The sequence below is a fragment of the Streptomyces sp. adm13(2018) genome, from assembly GCF_008042145.1.
Classification (GTDB): Bacteria; Actinomycetota; Actinomycetes; order Streptomycetales; family Streptomycetaceae; genus Streptomyces.
In genome coordinates, this window is the sequence record NZ_RDBH01000143.1 from 3386 (window position 1) to 7426 (window position 4041).

Consider the following 4041-nt stretch of genomic DNA (forward strand, 5'->3'; position numbering starts at 1 on the left):
GAAGGGGGGTGGACGCCCGGACCGCGCCGGCCGGGGAACGCGGCGGGACCTCCGTCCGCTGCGCACCCGGCGGCACCGCCGTGCGTGGCGGCACTCAGACTGCTCGCCCCCGCGTCACGGCACATAGGGACGAATCAGCAGGGCGCTTGGACTTTCGGACCCGGGGCCGGGCGGGCCCAGGGCGGTCGGGTGCTCGGGAACGGGAGGCTTGCCGGGCGGCGGGCACGCGGTCACGCGGTCACGGGGTCACGGGGTCACGGGGTCACGCGGTCACGCGGTCACGCGGTCACGGGGTCACGGGGTCACGGGGAGCGTGCGAGCAGCGACGGCCGCCGGGCGCACGCCACGGGTGGGAGCCACCGCGTACGGCGCGCGGCGGCCGAAGCGGGCGCGCCGCGGCTAAGCGGGCCCCGCGGCAGCCGAGCGGACGCGCGGCACCGCGGACCGGTTCGCAGCGCCGTAGCCCGGCGGGCGCGCCCGGCGCGCGGCGGCAACGCCTGCGCGGCGCAGCCCTTCGTGCCATGTTCCGGTGGGAGGCGTCGGCCGACCGGCCCTGGGCGGCGCGTGCCGGGGACGTCTGCGGCGCGACGGCAACGCGTACGCGGCGCAGCCCTTCGTGCCACGTTGCGGTGGGAGGCGTCGGCCGACCGGCCCTGGTCGGCGCGTGCCGGGGACGTCCGCGGCGCGCGTTCTGCTAGGCAGGCGGATACCCCGGCCGGGTCTCCCCGGCCCGGGCCCAGGGCCGGGGGCGCCGGCCCACCCCCTCGCACCCCAGGGAGATCCGCACGTGCCCCTCCGCACCCGTGGCCGCCGCCCTCACTCGCTGCTGGCCGCCGCCGTCCTCACCGCCGCCGCGCTCGGTGCGACGCTGCTCCAGCCCGCGCAGGCCGCCGGCGGCCACCCGCCGCAGCACGACCCGCGCCTCCAGCGGCAGCTCGACCGGCTCGTGGCCCAGGCCGACGGCCCGCCCGGCGTGATCGCCCTGCTCACCAGGGACGACCGCACCCAGGTGTACACCGCGGGGGTCGGTGACGTCGCCACCGGCCGTCCGCCGCGCCCCGACGACCACATGCGGATCGCGAGCGCCGCCAAGGCGTTCAGCGGGGCCGTCGCTCTGCGGCTCGTCGACCAGGGCCGGCTCTCCCTCGACGACACCATCGCCGACCGGCTGCCCGGACAGCCGGCGGCCTGGGGCGCGGTGACGCTGCGCCAGCTCCTCGCGCACACCAGCGGCCTGCCCGACTACTCGGCCTCCCCCGAGTTCGCGGCGATCCTCACCGCCGACCCGCGCCATGTCTTCGACCCGCGCAGGCTCCTCGACTTCGTCGCCGACAAGCCGCTGCTCTTCGTCCCGGGCACGCTGTACGAGTACTCCAACTCCGACAACATCGCGGTCGCGCTCATGGCGGAGGCGGCGACCGGCCGCTCGTACGAGGATCTCCTCAAGGAGCTCGTGTACCGTCCGCTCGGGCTGCGCCGGACCAGCCTCCCGCTGGGCTACCGGCTCCCCCGGCCCTACCTGCACGGGTACGCGGTCGATCCGCCGGCCGGCCCCGAGGACGTGAGCGAGGCGTTCGGCGCCTCCGGCGCCTGGGCGTCCGGCGGGATCGTCTCCACCCCGCGCGACCTGACCGCCTTCATCCGCGCCTACGCCGGCCCGGGCCTGCTGTCGCCGCGCACGCGCGAGGAGCAGCTGGACTTCCGGCCCGGTGACACCTCCGAGCCGCCGGGCCCCGGCACGAACGCCGCCGGGCTGGCGATCTACCAGTACACGACCCGCTGCGGTGTGGTCTACGGCCACACGGGCAACACGGCGGGCTACACCCAGCTCATGGCCGCGAGCCCCGACGGCAGCCGCTCGCTGACCTTCTCCATCAACACCCAGACCAGCCCCAGGGTGAAGCCCGCCCTGCTGGCCCGACTGCGGACCGTCCAGGAGGACTTCGTCTGCGCCCTCCTCAAGGAGGACTGAACGCGCGGTCCCGGCCACCAACCGGACCCGGACCTCCCCGAACGGCCGGCGGCCCACGCCACACACCACGCGGCGCGGGCCGCCGGCCGTTCGAAGCCCGGCACGCGACACTGCCCGTGATCGACGGCGAACTGACGCTCGGCACCTGGTAGTCGGTGTGCCTGGTGGATACCACCAAGGACAACCCCGGCCGCCAGGTGCGATGGAGCTTCCTGGGCTGAACGAGGCGATCAGGTTCGTGCGGGGAGCGGTCGCAGGACCGGGTTCTTCCGTCGAAGGGCTCCTTGCGGGATCAGACGCTGCTCCAGCGCGGAACGGTCTCTCCGTCGACGGTCAGCCAGGTCCCATCGCCGAGCGGTACGGCGGAGACGCCCGACGCCTCCGGGTACTCGACTTCGGCGAGAGGCCTGAGCGTCTGTGCGTCGAGCAGGAGGCCCGGCCCACGGCGTCGCAGGCGGTGCCGAGGACCACGGGGTGACGGCTGTCGCCCGGCGCAGTGCGGCACAGGGACGACTGCGGGTGGGGGCGCGTGGGGGCAGGTTGCCGGGCCGGTCGTCACGGGTGGCGCTCACCGTGAGCACCGTGGCCACCAGCCCTCCTCGCCCGAACCGCTGCCGCCCCGCCTCGCGGACGACGGGGCAGCCTCGCGGCGTGGCATCTCGAAGACGTCCTACAACCCCGACTGGAGCGCGCTATGCGCGTTTGCGTTTATCGCGCGTCTGCAATTATTGTGGCAGCACGTAAACAGCTCGCTCAAGTAAGTACGGAAGGACGGAGCCATGCCGCTCGCACTCCTCGCCCTCGCAGTCGGGGCCTTCGGGATCGGGACGACCGAGTTCGTCGTCATGGGGCTGCTCCCGGACATCGCCGGCGACTACGGCGTCTCCATCCCCACCGCCGGCCTGCTGGTCACCGGCTACGCGCTCGGCGTCGTCATCGGCGCGCCGCTGCTGACCATCCTCGGCAACAAGGTGAGCCGCAAGCGGATGCTCATGCTACTCATGGGACTGTTCGTGGCCGGAAACATACTCTCCGCGGTCGCTCCGAGCTTCGGCGTGATGGTCACCGGGCGGGTGATCGCCTCCCTCGCGCACGGCTCGTTCTTCGGCATCGGCTCCGTCGTCGCCGCCGGTCTCGTCGCCCCCGACAAGAAGGCCGGAGCCATCGCGACCATGTTCACCGGCCTCACCGTCGCCAACATCGTCGGCGTACCGCTCGGCACCTTCATCGGGCAGGCGGTCGGCTGGCGCACCACCTTCGCGGTCGTCGCGGCGCTCGGCGTGCTCGGCCTGCTCGGGATCGCCAGGCTCGTCCCCGCCATGCCCCGCCCCGAGGGCACCCACCTCCGCCGCGAGCTGACGGCCTTCCGCAACCCCCAGGTGCTGCTCGCGATGGCGATGACCGTGCTCGGCTTCGGCGGTGTCTTCGCCGCGATCACGTACATCGCGCCGATGATGACCGAGGTCGCCGGGTACTCCGACGGCGCGGTCACCTGGCTGCTCGTCCTCTTCGGCGTCGGCATGTTCCTCGGCAACCTGATCGGCGGCCGGTACGCCGATCGGGCCCTGATGTCCCTGCTGTACACCGCCCTCGGCGGGCTCGCGGTCGTCCTCGCGCTGTTCACCGTGCTGGCGCACCAGAAGATCCTCGCCGCGGTCGCGATCCTCCTCGTCGGGGCGCTCGGCTTCGCCACCGTCCCGCCGCTCCAGAAGCGCGTCCTGGACCAGGCTCACGGCGCGCCCACCCTGGCCTCCGCCGTCAACATCGGGGCCTTCAACCTGGGCAACGCCCTCGCGGCCTGGCTCGGCGGCCTCGTGATCGCCGCGGGCTTCGGCTACACCGCCCCGAACTGGGTCGGCGCCCTGCTCGCCGCCGCCGCCCTCGGCCTCGCCCTCTGGTCCGCCGCCCTGGAGCGCCGGGCCCCCGCGACCTCCGAGGCCCTCGGGTCCGGCCCGGTCTCCACGGAGCCCGCCGGACCGACCGACGACGCCGCCGGCTCCGCCCGTGCGGCCGGCAGCGAGGCCGCCACCCGCGCCCCCGCACGCCGCTGACCTCGCTCCCCCCTGCTG

Annotated in this window: 2 protein-coding genes and 1 pseudogene; all 3 read left to right on the forward strand. The window is 74.5% G+C overall.

Annotated features, from left to right (window positions below):
* Window positions 1–787: 787 nt before the first annotated feature.
* The 3 genes and pseudogenes from EAO70_RS34265 to EAO70_RS34275 all read left to right on the forward strand — a co-directional run bounded on the left by EAO70_RS34265 (window position 788) and on the right by EAO70_RS34275 (window position 4023).
* Window positions 788–1972 carry a serine hydrolase domain-containing protein gene (locus EAO70_RS34265; protein ID WP_148006719.1) on the forward strand — a complete coding sequence of 395 codons (1185 nt, stop codon included), beginning with the start codon at window positions 788–790 and terminating at the stop codon, window positions 1970–1972.
* Window positions 1973–2073: 101 nt separating this feature from the next.
* Window positions 2074–2193, forward strand: a pseudogene (locus EAO70_RS39805) (YjbQ family protein); the annotation flags it as partial.
* Window positions 2194–2751: 558 nt separating this feature from the next.
* A complete protein-coding gene (locus EAO70_RS34275; RefSeq protein ID WP_148006720.1) occupies window positions 2752–4023 on the forward strand; it encodes an MFS transporter in 1272 nt (423 codons plus the stop codon).
* Window positions 4024–4041: the final 18 nt, after the last annotated feature.

Bases quoted from the DNA above. Each gene is read 5' to 3' on its own strand.
- EAO70_RS34275 (WP_148006720.1), top strand. From the start codon at position 2,752: ATGCCGCTCGCACTCCTCGCCCTCGCAGTCGGGGCCTTCGGGATCGGG.